The organism is Pontixanthobacter aestiaquae, from assembly GCF_009827455.1.
GTDB classification, from domain to species: Bacteria; Pseudomonadota; Alphaproteobacteria; order Sphingomonadales; family Sphingomonadaceae; genus Pontixanthobacter; species Pontixanthobacter aestiaquae.
Map to the genome: position 1 here is coordinate 741,622 of NZ_WTYZ01000001.1, position 18,538 is coordinate 760,159.

General features: G+C 59.9%; 15 protein-coding genes. 7 read left to right on the top strand and 8 right to left on the bottom strand.

Annotated elements, in window-relative coordinates; translation table 11 throughout:
- Window positions 1-101: 101 nt before the first annotated feature.
- Window positions 102-3,245, bottom strand: a complete 3,144-nt coding sequence (gene putA, locus GRI35_RS03425; RefSeq protein WP_160612883.1) for a bifunctional proline dehydrogenase/L-glutamate gamma-semialdehyde dehydrogenase PutA — start codon at window positions 3,243-3,245, stop codon at window positions 102-104.
- 111 nt (window positions 3,246-3,356) lie between these two features.
- Between putA and GRI35_RS03430 the strand changes: the two genes are divergently transcribed.
- The 4 genes from GRI35_RS03430 (at window position 3,357) to GRI35_RS03445 (ending at window position 7,608) form a co-directional block, all read left to right on the top strand.
- Window positions 3,357-3,809, top strand: a complete 453-nt coding sequence (locus tag GRI35_RS03430; protein WP_160612884.1) for a MaoC family dehydratase — start codon at window positions 3,357-3,359, stop codon at window positions 3,807-3,809.
- 85 nt (window positions 3,810-3,894) lie between these two features.
- Entirely contained in the window at window positions 3,895-5,814 is a 1,920-nt protein-coding gene (locus tag GRI35_RS03435) for a DUF3604 domain-containing protein (protein ID WP_160612885.1), read from the top strand.
- A 7-nt stretch (window positions 5,815-5,821) separates the two neighbouring features.
- Window positions 5,822-6,631 (top strand): peptidyl-prolyl cis-trans isomerase, encoded by an 810-nt coding sequence (locus GRI35_RS03440; RefSeq protein ID WP_160612886.1) that lies wholly within the window; start codon window positions 5,822-5,824, stop codon window positions 6,629-6,631.
- 20 nt (window positions 6,632-6,651) lie between these two features.
- The gene (locus tag GRI35_RS03445) at window positions 6,652-7,608 is read left to right on the top strand and encodes a HupE/UreJ family protein (RefSeq protein WP_235900122.1); all 957 of its coding nucleotides are present in this window, start codon (window positions 6,652-6,654) and stop codon (window positions 7,606-7,608) included.
- On the opposite strand, the gene GRI35_RS03450 is transcribed toward GRI35_RS03445, so the two are convergent.
- From GRI35_RS03450 to GRI35_RS03465, 4 genes are read right to left on the bottom strand one after another with little or no spacing between them, the layout of a single operon-like run.
- The gene (locus tag GRI35_RS03450; RefSeq protein WP_160612887.1) at window positions 7,598-9,019 is read right to left on the bottom strand and encodes an efflux transporter outer membrane subunit; all 1,422 of its coding nucleotides are present in this window, start codon (window positions 9,017-9,019) and stop codon (window positions 7,598-7,600) included. The two genes, GRI35_RS03445 and GRI35_RS03450, sit on opposite strands and share 11 nt — an antisense overlap.
- Entirely contained in the window at window positions 9,016-10,068 is a 1,053-nt protein-coding gene (locus GRI35_RS03455; RefSeq protein WP_160612888.1) for an efflux RND transporter periplasmic adaptor subunit, read from the bottom strand. Before GRI35_RS03455 ends, GRI35_RS03450 begins: the two co-directional genes overlap by 4 nt.
- Before the next feature lie 54 nt (window positions 10,069-10,122).
- Window positions 10,123-10,878, bottom strand: coding sequence for an ABC transporter ATP-binding protein (locus GRI35_RS03460; RefSeq protein ID WP_290258949.1), 756 nt, complete (start codon window positions 10,876-10,878; stop codon window positions 10,123-10,125).
- Window positions 10,875-12,032: an ABC transporter permease gene (locus GRI35_RS03465; protein WP_202390496.1), complete on the bottom strand. Its 1,158-nt coding sequence runs from the start codon at window positions 12,030-12,032 to the stop codon at window positions 10,875-10,877. The genes GRI35_RS03460 and GRI35_RS03465 overlap by 4 nt, the downstream gene beginning before the upstream one ends.
- Before the next feature lie 70 nt (window positions 12,033-12,102).
- Between GRI35_RS03465 and GRI35_RS03470 the strand changes: the two genes are divergently transcribed.
- Window positions 12,103-12,744, top strand: coding sequence for a TetR/AcrR family transcriptional regulator (locus GRI35_RS03470; protein WP_235900123.1), 642 nt, complete (start codon window positions 12,103-12,105; stop codon window positions 12,742-12,744).
- A 90-nt stretch (window positions 12,745-12,834) separates the two neighbouring features.
- Window positions 12,835-14,784 carry an ATP-dependent zinc metalloprotease FtsH gene (gene ftsH / locus GRI35_RS03475; protein WP_160612889.1) on the top strand — a complete coding sequence of 650 codons (1,950 nt, stop codon included), beginning with the start codon at window positions 12,835-12,837 and terminating at the stop codon, window positions 14,782-14,784.
- Window positions 14,785-14,857: 73 nt separating this feature from the next.
- Here the strand turns inward: ftsH and GRI35_RS03480 are convergent, their stop codons facing one another.
- From GRI35_RS03480 to rpoZ, 3 genes are all read right to left on the bottom strand, one after another.
- Window positions 14,858-16,012, bottom strand: a complete 1,155-nt coding sequence (locus tag GRI35_RS03480) for a DUF3667 domain-containing protein (RefSeq protein WP_160612890.1) — start codon at window positions 16,010-16,012, stop codon at window positions 14,858-14,860.
- Between the two features lie 54 nt (window positions 16,013-16,066).
- Window positions 16,067-16,804 (bottom strand): ParA family protein, encoded by a 738-nt coding sequence (locus GRI35_RS03485; protein ID WP_160612891.1) that lies wholly within the window; start codon window positions 16,802-16,804, stop codon window positions 16,067-16,069.
- Window positions 16,805-16,887: 83 nt separating this feature from the next.
- Window positions 16,888-17,232: a DNA-directed RNA polymerase subunit omega gene (gene rpoZ / locus GRI35_RS03490; RefSeq protein ID WP_160612892.1), complete on the bottom strand. Its 345-nt coding sequence runs from the start codon at window positions 17,230-17,232 to the stop codon at window positions 16,888-16,890.
- A 129-nt stretch (window positions 17,233-17,361) separates the two neighbouring features.
- Between rpoZ and GRI35_RS03495 the strand changes: the two genes are divergently transcribed.
- The gene (locus tag GRI35_RS03495) at window positions 17,362-18,534 is read left to right on the top strand and encodes a phospholipase D-like domain-containing protein (RefSeq protein WP_160612893.1); all 1,173 of its coding nucleotides are present in this window, start codon (window positions 17,362-17,364) and stop codon (window positions 18,532-18,534) included.
- The last annotated feature ends 4 nt before the right edge of the window (window positions 18,535-18,538 follow it).

An 18,538-nucleotide genomic window follows, 5' to 3' on the forward strand; every position in this document is an offset into this window, starting at 1 on the left:
TCACCCCTCCCTGGAGGGAGGGGAAGGGGTGGGTGTTCGACATTGGTTACCCGCGCCGTACACCCCCACCCAACCTCCCCCTCAAGGGGGAGGAGACGATCTTAACTCGCCAGCAAACTCGCATTACCGCCCGCTGCCGTCGTGTCGATGCAGACCACGCGTTCGGTGGCGAAGCGCGCGACATAATGCGGCCCTCCGGCTTTGGGGCCTGTGCCCGAAAGACCTTCGCCGCCAAAGGGCTGGCTTTCCACGACTGCACCGATCTGGTTACGATTGACGTAGAAATTGCCGACGCGGGCCCGCGCCTCGACGAACCGGCGGGTCTCTTCGATACGGCTGTGTAGCCCGAGCGTCAGGCCAAAACCGGTTGTGTTGATGTCATCGACAACCGCGCCGAGATCTTCGCCCTTGAAGCGCGCCACATGCAGCACCGGCCCGAAGTTCTCGCGCTTGAGATCAAGGATCGAATCCAGTTCGATTATTGTCGGCGCGACAAAGCAGCCCGCGCCAGTGCCTTTCGGCAGTTTGCGCCGCCAGACTTTGCGCCCTGCTTTCTTGCGGCGGGCAATATGGCGTTCGAGTGCAGCTTTGGCGTCGGGGTCGATGACCGGGCCGACATCGGTCGCTAGATTGACGGGGTCACCGATATGCAGCGCTTCGAATGCGCCGTGGATCATTTCGAGCGTCTCGTCGTAAATGTCGTCTTGCAAATAGAGCATTCGCAAGGCCGAGCAGCGCTGGCCCGCGCTTTGGAAGGCGCTGGCCACGACATCGCGTGTGACTTGTTCGGGCAATGCCGAGGAATCGACGATCATCGCATTCTGCCCGCCGGTTTCGGCAATGAATGTCGCGATAGGCCCGTCGCGCGCGGCCAGCGTGCGGTTGATCGCGCGGGCGGTGTCGGTCGATCCGGTGAAGGCCACGCCTGCCAGGCGCGGGTCGCTGGTAATCAGCGCGCCCACATCGCCCGCCCCGGGGAGCAGTTGGAAAACCTCTTCGGGGATGCCTGCGTCATGGCAAAGCTTCACTGCCAATGCCGCGATGAGCGGGGTTTGCTCGGCTGGCTTGGCGACCACCGTATTGCCCGCAGCCAGCGCTGCAGCCGCGGGGCCGATAAAGATTGCCAGCGGGAAGTTCCACGGGCTGATGGTGGCAAACACGCCGCGGCCTGCGAGGCTGAGGCGGTTCTCCTCCCCGGTCGGGCCGGGGAGCAAGAAGGGCTCCGAACACAGATGCCGCGCTTCCGATGCGTAATAGCGCAGGAAGTCCACGGCCTCGCGCAATTCCAACACGGCATCGAGCAGCGTCTTGCCCGCTTCGCGCTGGCACAGCGACAGGAACTCGTCGGTATGCGCCTCGAAAGCGTCGGCAGCCGCTTCGAGCAGTACTGCGCGTTTCTCGCCGCCCAGCGCATTCCAGCCCGGTTGTATCGCGTTTGCTTTTGCAATCGCCAGCTCGATTTCTTCAGGCAGGCTGTCGCGCCGCGTGCCGACTTCGCTGGTCAAATCCTGCGGCTTGTTGATCGGCGCAATCTCGGCTTCGAAACCGGGGTCTTCCGAGCAGAATGTCGGTTCTGCATGCCAGTGCTTTTCCTCCAGAGCGGCAATCCGCTGCATCAGCGGTTCGCGCACCAGCGGATCGGACAGATCTACCCCGGCACTGTTCACCCGCCCCGGGAAGATATCGGTGGGCAGCGGGATTGATGGATTGCGCTTGGGCTCGAGCGCCGCGATGTCCGTCACCGGATCGGTCGCGAGTTCAGCGGCTGGAACCTCTGCGTCGGCCATCCGGTTGACGAAAGACGAGTTCGCCCCGTTCTCCAGCAGGCGGCGGACCAGATAGGCGAGCAGATCCTTGTGGCTTCCGACCGGCGCATAGATCCGCACTGGCGTCCGCTGCTTACCCTCCAGTTTCGCCAGCTCTTCGAAAATATCCTCGCCCATCCCGTGCAGGCGCTGGAACTCGAAATCGGTATCGTGGCGCGAGTCAGCGACCAAGGCCTTGATCGCGCCGACGGTGTAGGCGTTATGCGTTGCAAAAGCCGGATAGATCGCATCGCCCGCATCGATCAGCTTGGATGCGCAAGCGAGGTAGGAGACATCGGTCGCGATCTTGCGCGTGAAGACCGGATAATCGGTGTATCCGCCGACTTGCGACACCTTGATTTCGGTATCCCAATAGGCGCCTTTGACGAGGCGCACCATCAGGCGCCGGTCATGCCGCCGTGCCAGCTTGACGACCCAGTCGCACAGCGGCGCGGCGCGTTTCTGGTAGGCCTGGATTGCAAGGCCGAAACCGCCCCAACGGGTACCGTCGCTCTTGACGAAGATCTGGTCATCGGCGGCCAGCGTTTCGATGATGTCCATCGATATTTCGAGCCGTTCTGCCTCCTCCGCATCGATAGTGAAATGCATATTCGCATCGCGCGCTTTGATCGCGAGCGCTTTAAGGATCGGTACCAGTGCAGCGGTGACTTCCCCGGCATGGGTGAAAAAGTATTTCGGATGCAGCGCCGACAGTTTGACCGAGATACCCGGCGATGTACCGATCTGCCCGTCGGTCTCTCCGGAAAGCCGCTCGATCGCATCCTCATACGCGACGCGATACCGCTCGGCGTCCTTGTAGGTCATCGCCGCTTCGCCGAGCATGTCGAAGCTATGCGTCAGCCCTTGCCTGCGTTCCGGTGCAGCGCGTTTGAGCGCTTCCTTGATCGACCGGCCAAACACGAATTGACCGCCCAGAATACGCATCGCCTGCAATGTGGCCTTGCGGATCACCGGCTCGCCAAGACGGCCAACGGTCCGTTTCAGCGTGGTTTTCATACCCTGCTGCTGCTCGTCCGGGCGTTCCAGCACTTCGCCGGTGAGCATAAGCGAAAACGTCGCCGCGTTGACGAAAGTGGAAGAGCTTTCACCCAGATGCTCGCCCCAGTCGATATCGCCGATCTTGTCGCGGATCAGCAGGTCTGCCGTGGCGATATCTGGCACGCGCAACAGAGCTTCGGCGAGGCACATCAGCGCAATGCCTTCCTCAGTATCGAGCCCGAATTGCTGCAGGAACGCATCGATCCCGCTGGCCTTGCGGCGGCGCGCGCCTTCGATCAGTTCGACCGCAGTGTCTGCCGCCATATCATGCAGTTTGGATGCAGGTCCGGCCTGCTTCATCCGTTCGGCGATGCAGGCATTTTCTTCCTGCCGGTATGCGAGACGAAGGTTGGAACGATCAAGCGGAGCGGGGTGTGTCATGGGCGACTCAATCCATAGATGTACAATTCGCGCGGGATGGACTTAGTTACAGTTGCAATCAAGTGCTTGCATGCGCATGGTCCGCGCCGCACCGGAGAGAGGAATAATTATATGGCAGGGCGGCATTTCGACGAGTGGCAAATGGGCGACCGGATAGAGCACGAGATTCGCCGGACTGTAACCGAAACCGACAATCTCCTGTTTTCGACCATGACGCATAATCCGCAGCCGCTGCATCTGGATATGGAAGCTGCGAAAGAGTCCGAATTTGGCCAGATATTGGTGAACGGGACTTTCACATTCTCGCTGATGGTCGGCCTGTCGGTCGGCGACACCACGCTGGGGACGCTGGTCGCCAATCTCGGTTATGACAAGCTGGTCATGCCCAAACCGGTTTTCATTGGCGATACTTTGCGCGCGACGAGCGAAGTCACCGCGCTGAAAGAGTCAAAATCGCGTCCCAACGCCGGGATCGTCACTTTCACGCACGAATTGCTGAACCAGCGTGATGAAATTGTGGTGCGCTGCAGCCGTTCGGCTTTGCTCAAGAAGGCAGCCGCGTGACCGCCCCATAACTTGACCGCCCGATAATATGTGGCATTCTGCAACTGATTAGACCGCGAGCCAATCGCGGCGCAGGAGGGGTGTTATGAAAAAGATTCTCGGCATTGTCGTGTTGGTGGCGGTTCTCGCTGCCGCGATCTGGTGGCTGTTCATCCGCCATGATCCGGTTGCCAAGGCCGAGGATGTTGCCGAAGCAGAAGCGGCCGTCACGATCGCCGACTATCCGCAGCAAGTTCTATGGGGCGATACGCACCTCCACACCGACAATTCAATCGATGCATTTGGTTTCGGTACGCGCCTTGGGCCCGATGCGGCGCTGAAATTCGCGCGCGGCGAGAAAGTCACCGCGACGATGGGCATGGAAGCGCAGCTCGCGCGGCCGCTCGATTTCCTGGTGATCGCCGATCACAGCGACGGGCTGGGCGCAACACGGCGGCTGTATGATGCGCCGCGCTTCATGATCCAGGATGACACGCTGCTGCGCTGGCACGATATGATGCAAGAATCGCCCGAGCAGTCGCAGCTGGCCATTGCCGAACTGATCACTGCGGCCTCCAATGGCACTTTGCCCGATGCTTTGCGCGATCCTGAAAACCAGGCCGAGAACACGCGCAATATCTGGCAGGCACATCTCGCCACGCTCGACAAATATTACGAGCCGGGCAAATTCACGCCGCTGGCGGGATATGAGTGGACGCTGATGCCGGGCGGAAATAATCTTCACCGGGTGGTGATGTATCGCGACGGCTACGACCGGACTTCGCAAATCCTTCCAGCCCCCGCGCTCGATGGAAATATCACGGCATTGTTCGACCATATGGATGCGTATGAGCAAAGCACCGGCGGCAAAGTGCTGGCGATCCCGCACAATTCGAACCTGTCCAATGGATTGATGTTCGAACTGACCCAGGCTGATGGCGGACCGATGACGGCGGAGACAGCCCGCCGCCGCGCATTGCGCGAACCGGTGGTCGAGGCGACGCAGATCAAGGGCGACAGCGAATCGCATCCGTTTCTTTCGCCTAATGATGAATTTGCAGGCTTTGGTGATGTGGGCTGGGAAATCGGTAATCTCTCGCTGACAGCTTTCAAAGAAGACGATCAGCTGGCCGGCGAATATCTGCGCGAGGCATTGAAGCGCGGCCTGTCGATCGAACAGCAGACCGGTGCCAATCCGTACAAGTTCGGAATGATCGGTTCGACCGACAGCCACACGACTTTGGCGACGGGCGACGAGGACAATTTCTTCGGCAAGCATACCGGCAATGAGCCCAATGGCGAACGCGCCAATGCCGAGCAGAATCTGGGCACCCGCGTGGGCCGGTTCGGTTGGAACTATCTGGCCGGCGGCTATGCTGCGGTGTGGGCCAAAGCGAACACGCGCGCAGAAATTTTCGACGCGATGATGCGGCGTGAAGTCTATGCCACCACTGGCCCGCGCATGACGGTGCGGTTCTTCGGCGGATTCGATTTGGGCGAGACGGATTTCGCCGGTGATTGGGTCGCCGACGCTTATAAAGGCGGGGTGCCGATGGGCGGCGAATTGTCCGATGAAGGCAAGGCCCCGCAATTCATCGTATCCGCGCTTAAAGATCCCGATGGCGCGCATCTTGACCGTGTACAGATCGTGAAAGGCTGGATCACGGCTGACGGAACCACGCGTGAGAAAGTATTCGACGTTGTGTGGTCGGACATGGACACCCGCCGTAGCGTTGGCGGTAAACTGCCTGCTGTGGGCAATACGGTGAACCGCGAAGAGGCGACTTACACCAACGATATCGGCGCCCCTCAGCTACAAACGGTGTGGACCGATCCGGAATATCGCGCGGGGCAAAATGCGTTCTATTACGTCCGTGTGCTGGAAATCCCGACGCCGCGCTGGACGCTGTTCGACGCGGTGCGGTTCGGGATCGAGTTGAGCGAAGAGGCGCAGAAATACGCCGTTGCGCAGGAACGCGCCTATACATCGCCGATCTGGATCGGACCGGCGCCAGCGGCCCCGTGATAGTTCGATGACATTGCCCGGCTGGACGCGTGAGCCGCTCGTCCATTTTCTGCTTCTCGGAATTGCGCTTTTCCTGTTCTTCGCGTGGAAAGGCGAGCCGGTCGATCCAGCAAGCCGGACGATTGCGATTTCGCAGGAAGACCGTGCGCGGATTGCGCTCACCTGGGAACGGACCATGCAGCGTCCGCCGACCGATGCTGAGCTGGATACGCTGACTGAAACATGGCTGCGTGAGGAAATTCTCTACCGCGAGGCATTGCGGCTCGGGCTCGACCGCGACGATGCGGTGGTGCGCAAACGTCTGGCCAACAAGATGGACTTCCTCGCGTCCAGCATTGCCGAGACCGCGCAGCCTTCGGACCAGACATTGCGCGACTGGCTGGAGGCACATCCGCAGCGCTTTGCCGACGATACGACATACAGTTTCGACCAGCTCTATTTTGCCGGGAAGAGCGATGCCGCAGCGGCGCTGGAGCGGGTGCGCGATGACGGCGATTGGAGCGGGCTCGGGCAGGTGATTGATTTGCCTGCCACACGCGAAGGCGTGTCCTCCCAAGCGGTGGAGAAGCAATTCGGGATTGCATTCTTCGAGGCGTTGCAAACCATCGAAGACACAGGCGAATGGTCGGGGCCGGTGGCATCGGGGTTTGGCTGGCATCTTGTGCGTTTGCGTGATCGGGCAGTTGGCACTGTGCCTGCGTTTGAAGACATCCGGGACCGTGTCGAGAATGATTGGCGGCTGGCTACGCTCGAACGGCGCAAGCAGGATGCCTATCAGCTGCTGCGCGATGCCTATGAGGTGACGGTCGAGAAATGAGGGCGCTTGCGGCCCTGCTAATGTGCCTGCTGATGCTGCCCGCCAGCGCGCAGGCGGACGAGCTACGTCCCGGATATCTGGAACTCACCGAAGAAAAGGCGGGCGAATGGCGTTTGCGTTGGAAACAGCCATTCTCTGCGCCGCCAACCAAAGCGCCGCCACCGCCGGTCATTCCGGCAAACTGCGCAATGCGCGGCAATGCCGAAATGGGCGTTGCGGGCGGAGCGGTGATTGGCGCGGCCGCGCTCACATGCACTGGTCCATTGGGCGGCCAGTCGATTGCGATGCCGGGATTGATCGGCCAGTCGGATATGCTGGTGCGTATCCAACCGCTGGATGAACCGGCGCAGGCCTTGCGGCTGACTGCGAAACAACCCTCGGCAGAGATCGCGGCGCAGCCTGACACATGGCAGGTGCTGCAGACCTATTTCATTCTTGGCGTCGAGCATATTCTGGCGGGCTGGGACCATCTGCTGTTTGTGATCGCGCTGGTGCTGCTGATCCGCAATTGGCGTGCAGTTATTCTCGCTGCAACTGCCTTTACCGTTTCTCACTCGATCACTTTGGCGAGCGCGGCGCTCGGATATGTCGGTCTGCCCGGCGGTCCGGTCGAGGCGCTTATAGCGCTGTCTATTGTATTTTTGGCGCTGGAGATTGTCCGGCCGGAAACTGAAACGCCAAGTCTGACGCGCCGATTCCCGTGGATCGTCGCCTTTGTCTTCGGACTGCTGCACGGGTTTGGATTTGCGGGGGCGCTCAATGCGATTGGCCTGCCCGAGGGCGATATTCTGGCGGCGTTGCTCGCGTTCAATATTGGCGTCGAGGCGGGGCAGCTCCTGGTCGTCGCCGTGGTTCTGGGGGTGCTCGCCTTCATCCAGCGATGTGCGGCACACGCGCTGCCGCTGACGATCCGCGTTTCGGCCTATGGGATCGGCGCAATCGGTGCCTATTGGCTGGTTGACCGGGTTATTGTGTAGCCACTTTGCCGTCATTTCCGCCCAGCGCTTGCCATAGCAGTACACGCGCACGCTGCGCTCTGCCTTTAGCCAGCGCGACACGTTCACCCGAACTGTCGGCAATCCGGCGCGCGTCGAGCACGGTCAGAAAATTGGCGAGGCCTGCGCGGAAACGCACTTCGGCAAGCTCAGCGGCGCGCGCCGCGCTGGCACGTTCGCGTTCGGCAAGCGCCAGCTCGCGGTCGGCTGACTGGACCAGGCCGTAACCGGTTTCCGCTTCGCCGAGCGCTGTGAAGACCCGTCCGCGATAGGCCTGAAAGGCGGCGCGCTTACCCGCAGCAGCACCATCGATCTGCGCCTCGATCCGTCCGAAATCGAGCAAGGGAGCAAGCAGCGAACCACTGGCCGAACCGACGACCGCGTCCTCATCGAACAGATCCCCCAGATCGAACGCCAGCAGGCCGAGCGCAGCGGACAGCGTAAACTTTGGGAAACGATTGGCCGCAGCGGCGTAAAGCTCGGCATCGCTGGCTGCCAGACGCGCCGCGGCTGCTTGAATGTCGGGGCGGTTGGCCAGCAATTCGGACGGGGTGCTGGCCGGTGCGGCGGATACGATGCTGCCGGGACCGTCACTCGCCAATGCATCGCGTACTGTCTTTGGCGATTGCGCGGTCAGCGTGACCAGCAGTCCGGCAATCCGCGCGCGTTCGCTCGCCAGCGCGGCGATCCGGCTGCGGCTGGTTTCTGCAACCGTCTCTGCGCGCACCCGGTCGAAGCCCGGAGCAATGCCCGCACGCTCGCGAATATCGGACAAAGTCACCAGAGTTTCCGCCGCGACCAGATCTTCCTTCAGCGCCTTTTCGCGCGCCTGCAAAGTGCGCCAGTCGATCACGGCACCGGCAATCTCGGCCAGGATCGAAAGGCGGATTGCTGCTGCATCCGCACCCGCTGCATCCACCAGGCTAAGCGCAGCCCGTTCCTGCGCGCGGAGCTGTCCGAACAGGTCAGGGTCCCACACGGCGCCGATATTTGCGCCATAGTTCAGCCGCTCGGTATCGATGGCGATGCCAGCGGGCAGATTGGCTCCAAACTGATTGGGATTGGTGCGCGTGCCAGCGATGGATGCATCGCCCGAAATGAGCGGCAGCCGGTTGGCGCCTGCGCCGGCGGCATTGGCCCGCGCGCTATCGATCCGCGCAGCCGCTTCGAGCAGGCTTGGCGACTCTGCGAGTGCCGCTGCGGACAGCGCGGCAAAGGCCGGATCGCCAATCGGCAGGAGCGTATCGACCGATGCGGCCACGGTGCTATCCGGCGCATAAGTGTAGCTGGCCGGAAGAACCGGTGCGGGTGTTTCGATTACCGGTGCGGGGCCAGCCACGCACCCGGTCAGTGCAATGCTCGCTGCACCGATGAGGAAGGCGCCAGATCTCATTGCGCGGCTGCCTCTTCGGTAACATCCGCTGGTTTAGCATCGGATTTGGCTGAAGCATTCTTGGCCGGGATAAAGGCATCGATCTGCTGGCCGACGCGGAACAGGCCCCCATCTCCCGAGGCACCTCCCGAAGCGCGTTCGGGCAGTTGGTATAAAACTTGCAGCACGCGGACATCCACCCGCTCGCTGGCGCTGTTGGTGAGCGATGTTTTGGGGACGACAAGCGGCTCTGCACGAACGAATTTGGCTTCCACCTGCTCGCCGGCTGCACCGCGGGGCGAGACGATAGCGGGCGCGCCCATATCCACGCGCACAGCTTCCGATTCGTCGATGTCGACACGGATATAGAGCGGCCGTGTCTGACCCATCCGGATAAAGGGTTGCCCGTTTCCGCCTTGGGTCGAGACATATTCGCCCGGGCGGATGTTCACCGCCAGAATTTCGCCCGCCATCGGCGCGCGCACAGTCAGGCGGCCCAATTCTGTCCGCGCGCTACCGGCACGTGCTTGCGCCGCCGATAGCCGCGCACGGGCCAGTTTCAGGCGGCTGTTTGCGGCGCTCGCGTCGCCTTCGGCCCGGATGACTTCGGCGCGGCTGACTGCAGCGGAATCTTCCACCTGATTATACAGGGCAAGCTGTTGCTGCGCGGTTGCCCGGGCGGTCTGCGCCTCGCCGATTGCGGCGCGCGCTTCATTGATGGCGGCATTCGCCTCCTGCAAGCTGGCGCGCACTGCACGGTCATCGACAGTGAACAGCACCTGGCCCTTTTCCACATAGTCACCCGGCTGCACTCGCAAATCACTGACCAGCCCGGACAATGCCGTGCCGATATCGACAATCTCACTCGACGGTTCGACCAGTCCGGCACCGGCCACGCGTGTCGCATTCGCGAGCTCGCCGGTCGCGCGCGGGGGCTCGTTCTCGGGTTCGGACAATTCGCGGTCGGGCAGGCCGTTCCAGATGAACACTACCGCCACGAGCAATCCGACCACGGCAATGATCGGCAATATCTTGCGCGAGAAGCTGAGATTTTCAGGAAGCAATGCCATGATGAATGGTCCGTTCTAGTGGTCGTGTTTAGTGATCATGTTTAGTGATCATGTTTAATGATCTTCGGGCATGTCGGTGCCGTCATGGGTTATCCGCCCGTCCTCGAGGACGAGAATACGGTCGGCGAGATCGAAAATGCGGTTATCGTGGGTAACAATGATGACGCTACGGTCCTCGGACACGCCCACTTCGCGGAGCAAGTCCATCACCCGGCGGCCCGACTTGGCATCTAGCGCGGCGGTCGGTTCATCGCACACGACCAGACGCGGTTCGTGGACCAGTGCGCGGGCAATCGCGACGCGCTGCTGCTGGCCGCCCGAGAGCTGGTTGGGAAGCTTGTCCGCCTGATCGGCTATGTTGAGTTTTTCCAGCATGGCGACGGCGCGCTCGCGCGCTTCGAGCCGGTCCATTCCCTGCGCGATCAGGGGTACGGCGGCATTGGATGCGGCATCCACCGACGGGATCAGATTATATTGCTGGAAGATAAAGCCGATATTCTGCAGCCGGAAATTGACGAGCTCATTATCGGACAGATTGTAAATATCGGTGCCGAACACATCGACTTCGCCCTGCGTTGGCCACAAGATGCCGCACATGATCGAAATGAGCGTGGTTTTGCCCGAGCCGCTTGCGCCGACGACATACGTCATTTCGCCCGACCGGATGTCGCAATCGATGCCATGCAGCACGGTGATGACATCCTGACCGGATGGGAAATCGCGCGTAACGCCGCGCGTGCTGATGGCGAATGGTCCGTCGCCATCGAGCGTTGCGTCAAGGCTTTCGGGGGATTGGGATGCTGAGCTCACCGGAACACCGCCGCAGGTTCCGTGTTCATCACATCACGCAAGGCGAGCCAGCCGGTCAAAGCGATGATGACGATCACTGCGACCAGTGAAATCAGCGGGATTTGCCACGGGATGTAGAAGCCCTTGAACTGGGGCACACCGCTGAAGGCATAGATAAACCCGACTGTGCCCAGAACGCCCAAGCCATAGCCGATCGTCCCGACCATCCCCGCCTGCGCGGCGACCATGGTAGCGATCTTGCGATTGGTGACGCCGATGGCTTTGAGCGCGCCGAATTGCTTGATATTGTCGCGGATAAACAGGCTGAATGTCAGGCCGACAATCGCCACGCCGACAATAAAGCCAAGCACCACGGTAATCCCGAAATTCACCGGGATTCCGGTATTCTCAATGATAAAATCGACACCGTCTTGCGCAAATTCATCGCGGGTCCGGGCGCGCAGGCCGGTTTGTTCGGTTATGCGCGCGGATAGCGCGACCGGATTTTCTCCCTCCGCCGCGCCGACAAGCACGAAAGTCATCCGGTTGCGCGTGCCCGGCACATAGCGGAGTGCCTGACTGTATTTTGTGTACAGCACGACCTGGCTGGTGAAGCTGGGTATGGAATCGGCCACCCCGCGTATCACCGCGCGCTGGTCGTTAAGCTCCAGCCGTTCGCCGATCGGGTCATTGCCGTTTTCAAACAGATTGGTGACGCCGACATCGTCGATCAGAACTGTATCGGGCTGCGCCAGCGCGCTGGTCGACCCCTCGACCATACGCTTGGGGAGGCCGATCAGCGTCGCATCATCGACGCCGACGATACCGACGCCTTCGAGATCGCCATCCTGCGTCCTGACAGAGGCGTTGGCGCGCAAATGCGGAACTGCCCATGCGACACCGGCAACGCCGCGCACTTTGTCGAGTGCGGTTGCTGGCATCGGAAAGTTGACATCGGTGGTCCGGCTGACTTCATCCATGACCCAGATGTCGGCGGTCGGAACATTATACACGCCCGATGCCCCGCGCTCGATCAGATTGACGAAAATCGTCAGCTGCTGCGTGATAAGCAATGTCGAAAAGGCAATGCCGAACAGCAGACCATAGAATTTGGTCTTGTCGCCAGTCAGCATCCGGATTGCGATCCACAGCACGCGAGAACCCCAGTCTGTCATACGGGTTGCACTTACCAAGCGCATGGCCCATTATTGAACGGTAGCGTTTAACTGAACGGGACCGTTCACTTTGTCAACTGTCGAATCTGGACATGCCAACCAGCGTCTCGGGCGACCTGCCGACGAGACTAAGCGTGAGGCCATGGTCAAAGCGGCGTCACAGATGTTCTTCGATGTTGGCTATGCAGCCACTGCCATCGAGCAAGTCGCTGCAAAAGCAGGCGTTTCCAAAGTCACAGTCTACAATCATTTCGGTGACAAACGCGGATTGTTTATCGCCACGGTCGAGAATGAATGCGCCAAAATGGCTGGCCATTTCAGCATCGAACAGGCGGGCACGGGCGATCTCAAAAGCCGCCTTTTGGCGCTGGGCAAAGCGATGACTGCTTTTCTCGCGCGGCCTGAAATGACGCGATTCGAATTGAGGATAGCGGCGGAAACCGAGCATGAGCCAGCAATCGGCCGGTCATTTCTCGATGCCGGGCCGCGCAATATGCGCGCTGAATTTGTCGTCATGCTGCAATCCGAAGTCGAAGCAGGCAGATTGCAGATTGATGACCTGCCGCTCGCTGCCGAGCAGTTCGTGTCAATGTGCAAGGGGTTCAGCGATCTCGAGCGCCGCTTCGGTGCCGAAGCCGACCCCGAACGGAACCGCGAACGTATCGAGGGAGCGGTCGCGGTCTTCCTCAACGCCTATGGCCGATCAGATTGATCGGAATTCCTCTTCATGCCCGATAAGAGTGTTATCTTGCCATTCACCTATCGAACCCTACATTAGAGCGGTGAAAAGGAACCTTCGCCGATGAACGACGACAACGAACCGCAACAGCCCAACCCATGGGTAAAGAGCCTTATGGTATGGGGCGGCATTTTTATGGCGCTGCTGTTGGTAGTGACGATGTTTGGCAATGCCGGACAGCCAACCGCGCAGCAGATCGATTATTCGGGCTTCCGCGATAAGGTTGCCGAGGGTTCTGTCGAGCAGGTTCAGATCAGTCCCGACAAGATTACCGGTAAGTTGAAAGACGGCGAACTGTTCAGTACCGTTCCGGTAGGCGCCGATCCCGGCCTGACCGAGCTGCTGGAAGAGCAAAATGTACGCTATTCCGGTGCGCCGCGCGAGACAACCAATCCGCTGCTGGTCGTTCTGATTCAATCGCTTCCATTTCTGCTGATCCTGGGCATCGCGTTTTTCGCGCTGCGTCAGGTGCAAAAAGGTGGCGGCGCTGGCGGGGCAATGGGTTTCGGCAAGTCGAAGGCCAAATTGCTGACCGAGCGTCAGGGTAAAGTGACGTTCCAAGACGTGGCCGGTATCGACGAAGCGCGCGAAGAGCTCGAAGAAGTTGTAGAGTTTCTCAAAGATCCGCAGCGTTTCTCCAAGCTGGGCGGTCAAATTCCCAAAGGCGCATTGCTGGTTGGTTCGCCCGGTACCGGTAAAACACTGCTCGCCCGCGCGATTGCGGGTGAAGCGGGTGTGCCATTCTTTACCATCTCCGGCTCGGACTTTGTGGAGATGTTCGTCGGTGTGGGCGCAAGCCGCGTCCGCGACATGTTCGAGCAGGCCAAGAAAAACGCGCCCTGCATTGTGTTTATCGACGAGATCGACGCTGTTGGCCGCCATCGCGGCAACGGTATCGGTAACTCCAATGATGAGCGCGAGCAGACATTGAACCAGCTGCTGGTCGAGATGGACGGGTTTGAAGCCAATGAAGGCATCATCATCGTCGCTGCGACCAACCGCCCTGACGTGCTCGACCCCGCGCTGCTGCGTCCTGGCCGTTTCGACCGTCAGGTTGTGGTGCCGATTCCGGATATTGACGGGCGCGAGAAGATTCTCGGCGTGCACATGAAGAAAGTACCGCTTGCGCCCGACGTAAACCCGCGCACCATTGCGCGCGGTACGCCCGGCTTCTCCGGCGCCGATCTGGCGAACCTCGTCAACGAAGCGGCTTTGCTGGCTGCGCGCCGTAACAAGCGCCTTGTCGCGATGCAGGAATTCGAAGACGCCAAAGACAAGGTCATGATGGGCACCGAACGCCGCAGTATGGTCATGACCGATGACGAAAAGAAGATGACTGCCTATCACGAAGCCGGCCACGCGCTGGTGTCCGTGAACGAGCCGGCGTCCGATCCGATTCACAAGGCGACCATTATCCCGCGCGGCCGTGCGCTGGGTATGGTGATGCGCCTGCCGGAACGGGACAATTACTCGTACCACCGCGATAAAATGCATGCGAACCTCGCGGTTGCCATGGGCGGCCGCGTTGCCGAGGAAATCATTTTTGGCCACGATAAAGTGTCGAGCGGTGCCTCGTCCGACATCCAATATGCGACCGATCTTGCGCGCAGCATGGTCACCAAATGGGGCATGTCGGACAAGCTTGGTCCGCTTCAGTACGAGGCAAGCCAGGAAGGCTATCTCGGCATGGGCTCGACCCAGCGGACGATGGCTGGTGCGGAAACCAACAAGCTGATCGATGCGGAAATCAAATCGCTGGTCGAAGGCGGTCTCAAGCGCGCCGAGACGATCCTGAAAGAGCAGGAAGACAAGCTCCATTTGCTCGCTCAAGCGATGCTCGAATACGAGACCCTGAGCGGTGATGAGATCGATCAATTGCTCGAAACGGGCAAGTTCGACCGTCCCGACAAGCCTTCTGGCCCGGGTTCTGTCAAACCGGTCGCGGGTTCGTCCATTCCAAAAGCAGGCAAGAAATTCGGCGGATCAGGCGGCGAGGCTCCGCAAGGCGCTTAGCGGCTGACTGGTGCCCAAATCACCTGAGCAATCGGATCTGCGTCATCGCGGGCGGCACTGCCTTGCACGCTGCCTAGCCCGAGATCACGATGCCGAACATGATTGTGATGAACAGGCCGAGTGTGAGCCAGATCGCTGCCGAAAGCGTCACCATACGCCATAAAGCGCCGAACCGGCTCAGCCCGTATGCGCCGCGAAAAGATCGGTAGAGATGGAACGGAGCGTATAGGAGGGGGCCGACAATCAGCGGCCAAAATTGGTAGCCGATCCCCACGGACAGGATGACCGCGAGCATTGTCATGAAGCTGATCGAGTAAGTGACAAACACTGTGTGATCGTACATTTTGAACCGTCTGCTAAACGGGAACAAAAGCCACATGAACGGCAGGCTCAGCGGGATCAGCAACCAGCTCAGTTTGTAGGCGTTTGTCTGCAATTTGTAGACCGCTAGACCGGGATTATCGCGGACTTTCCGGACGGATGAATTGAGCCATCCGCCGATACCGTCGCTAACCCCTGCACTATCCGGATTCGCGCTTCCCGCAGCTTCAGAGCTGATCCCTGTTTTACCCGGGCCGACTTTGATAATCCCCTCCGGATCATCGGTGACTTTGGCACTTTCGATCAAAGTGACCAACATATCCCGGCCCAAATTTGCGGCGGCGATCTCCCTGCGCAGTTTTGCTTTGGCTTCAGCGGTCAGATCTGGCGCTGCGAGATCCTGATTGAGCTTCGCCAATTCAGCGTTAGCGCCTTCCAGGTTTGCTTGAAGTTCTTGAGCGGTCGCCGGATCAACTTCTGGCTCGATGTCGCCGAAGCCCCCGAACGCACTGAACAGCGCATAGCTAACGAACACCGTGAACAGGAACAATGCAATCGGGCTCACATATTTCGCGCGCTTGCCTTCGACATATTCGCGAATCACCCGGCCCGGACGCCAGAAAAGCAGCGGCATCGTGCGCCAAAACTTGCCTTCGAAATGGAGAATGCCGTGAAGCAGGTCGTGGCCAAAGCCGCGCAATGTCCGGTGAAGTTTCGCCTTCTGCCCGCAATGATGGCAGTGGTCGCCGATCAAGGCGGTGCCGCAATTCAGACACGCATTGCCGCCAGTTTCTTCGCGTCCACCGCGTGTTGCTCCGTCCGTTTCGGGTTCAACCGCTTTTGCAGCCGCTACGCCCAGGCCGATGTCGCCGACGGCTCCCGAAATGTCACCAATATCCCCGCTCATGCGTCCTATGTAGAACGGTCTGCCCCATCGGTCGAGGGGACGTAGAACTAAGCTCTATTCACCACGGGATGAGAGCTTCCGTTCGATTGCAGCCGACAAGCCTGCAAAGCTCTGCGCGGCTGGTGATCGCGGCGCGAAAGTGCCCACAGGCTGCCTCCGTACCGCGCATTGCTCGGCCGCGCTCGCGAACGGGATGGTCGGCCAATCCGGCGCATCCTCACGCGCTTTGCGGTGCAATGTGCGGCGCATATCGAGCATGGAGAGAACCGGCAGCATCGGCGCGTGCTTCGCGCCAGTGGCTTTCACTTCATCGGCAACCAGTTGAAACGCCCGTGTCGATAGCGGCGACGGCGGAAGCGGAACAATCACCACATCCGCAGCACGCATAATCTGGCGGCTCAGCGAATTGAGCACTGGCGGGCAATCGATAAAAATACGCTCATAACCGCTTTTGAATCGGGCCGCCGTTCGCGCCAGGCTGTCCCGGCGAACCACCCGCGAAAAGTAGCTGTCGATGCTCCGTAGACTTTCGTCGGCGGGAAGAACACTCAACCGTTCATGCCCGGTTTGCTGAATGAAATCATGCGGCGACTTTTGACGGGAAAACAGCGTTTCTGCCGGCAGTACAGGATCAGGATCGACGCCCAGCAGGAAGCCCGCACCGCCCGCTGCGTCAAGATCCCACACCAAGGTCCGGTGTTTGTATGTAGATGACGCATACCATGCGAGATTGGCCGAAAGGGTTGTCTTCCCTACGCCTCCTTTTACGCTGTAGATCGCAATTACCGCCATGCTCCCCATCCAAACGACAAAGGCCGCCCCGTCAAGGAGCGGCCGTCGCTTGCCCCGTTTCGGGACCAATTGGGGAGAGGGTGTTACCCCTCGTAGTCAGAACCGATCGAGGTCGACCGGGTCGGTGCCGATGCCGTGATCCGAAGCGCCTCTGCCGATTGGCTGAGCGATGCAACTTCATCCGCTTCGTCTTCATCGTCGGGCAGGATTTTCTGCAGACCGGTGATGACGCTTTCTTTCAGATCTTTCGGCTTGATCGTTTGCTCGGCAACTTCGCGCAAAGCGACAACAGGGTTTTTATCCCGGTCACGATCAAGAGTCAGTTCTGCACCGCCCGAAATCTCGCGCGCGCGCTGCGCCGCAAGCAGGACAAGGTCAAAACGATTAGGAACTTTGTCGACACAATCTTCGACGGTAACGCGCGCCATGGGCACTCCGATAAAACAAGTGTTTCGGGAAGAGCGGGCAAATAGGGACCCTGTCGACAAGAGTCAAGGATTTGCGCTCTGGCCAAGGGTCTTGCGGTTCGCCCACCAAACGCCCACATACCGCCTGCCATGTCATCCAGCCAAGCCCCTGATTCCTATCACGATGTCGAACCATTCGAAGTAGAGGCGCATGGTCTGAAGCTGACTTTCTTTCCCGCCGGGAAGGACCGGTTCGATGCGTTGCTCGATGTTATCGACAAAGCGCAAAGTTCGCTCAAAATATTCTATTATATGTTCCAGGACGATAGCGCGGGGGAGCAAGTGCGCGATGCCTTGGTCAAGGCTGCCACACGCGGAGTATCGGTGCAATTGATTGTCGACCGGTTTGGGACCGATGCGGAGAACAGTTTCTTTGACCCGATCGTCGACAATGGCGGACAATTTTCCGTGTTCAGTCCGCGCCGGAGCCGCCGTTACCTGATCCGCAATCATCAAAAAATCCTGATTGCCGACGAAACAGTAGCGATGGTCGGCGGTTTCAACGTGTCGGAGCATTATTTCGCGCCGCCGACCGAGAATGGCTGGTGCGATCTGGGCTGCAAAATGACCGGTCCGGCGGTGGACGATTTGCTTCGCTGGTATCATCAACTTCAGGAATGGACTTCCACCCCCGATGCGCAATTCAGGGTTATCCGGCGGATGATCAAGGATTGGGATCCGGGCGACGGGCCAGTACGCTTGACGCTGGGCGGCCCGACACGCGCGGAGAACAATTGGGCGCGGATGGTCAAGCGTGATCTGGCCAAGGCGTCGCGGCTTGATCTGGTGATGGCCTACTTCTCTCCGCCGCGCAGCTTTCGCAGGCTGATTGGTAAAGTCGCCCAGCGCAGCAAGGCACGCCTGATGCTGGCGGGCAAATCGGACAACAGCACTACCGTCAATGCTGCACGCGCTCTGTATGGTTCGCTGCTGCGCCGCAAGGCCCGCATTTACGAGTTTCAGCCGTGCAAGCTGCATATGAAGCTGTTGGTGATCGACGACATTGTGTATTTTGGAAGTGCCAATTTCGATCATCGCTCGATCCGGCTGAATCTGGAGCTGATGTTCCGGATCGAGGATGCCGGGTTGGCGGGCAAAATGCGCGACTTGATCGATGCGATGCAGGAAGCGTCGATCGAAGTCACACCGGAAATTCACGGCAAGCGCCGCTCGATCTGGAACGAGTTCAAATGGCTTACCGGATGGTTTATGGTGACGACGATGGACTATACCGTCAGCCGCAGCCTCAATTTCAGCGACTAGGACG